Consider the following 584-nt stretch of genomic DNA (forward strand, 5'->3'; position numbering starts at 1 on the left):
ATCGATTCCCCGCAGGTGCGGGGATAAACCGTCAGCAATGACCGCATCCATCCAGCAAGACAGCGATTCCCCGCAGGTGCGGGGATAAACCGCGTTTGTTCATGGCTGGCCGGAGGTAAGTCTTCGATTCCCCGCAGGTGCGGGGATAAACCGGCTTGCAATCTTACATCCTTGTGGTTCAGTCACGATTCCCCGCAGGTGCGGGGATAAACCGCTTTGGGATAGAACGTCAATCCATGCCCTTTACCGATTCCCCGCAGGTGCGGGGATAAACCGCTAACGTCCGACCATTCCACGCCATCCGGCTGCGATTCCCCGCAGGTGCGGGGATAAACCGCCTGATCCATGCCCTGCACTGTTTGCCCGTCTCGATTCCCCGCAGGTGCGGGGATAAACCGGGTGCGCTGTCCGTCTCGGAGGTGTTGACCGTCGATTCCCCGCAGGTGCGGGGATAAACCGCCAGATCAACACAACGGGCGCAACACTTCCGCCGATTCCCCGCAGGTGCGGGGATAAACCGTACGCTGGGTTAAGCGTCTCCAGCTCCTGCCTCGATTCCCCGCAGGTGCGGGGATAAACCGGCG

1 CRISPR repeat array is annotated in these 584 nt (G+C 60.6%).

The window, feature by feature from the left end:
• Positions 1–2: 2 nt before the first annotated feature.
• Positions 3–581: direct repeats of the CRISPR family, unit length 29 nt; unit sequence CGATTCCCCGCAGGTGCGGGGATAAACCG.
• Positions 582–584: the final 3 nt, after the last annotated feature.

Origin of the sequence: Marinospirillum alkaliphilum DSM 21637 (assembly GCF_900119735.1) — a bacterium.
Classification (GTDB): Bacteria; Pseudomonadota; Gammaproteobacteria; order Pseudomonadales; family Halomonadaceae; genus Marinospirillum; species Marinospirillum alkaliphilum.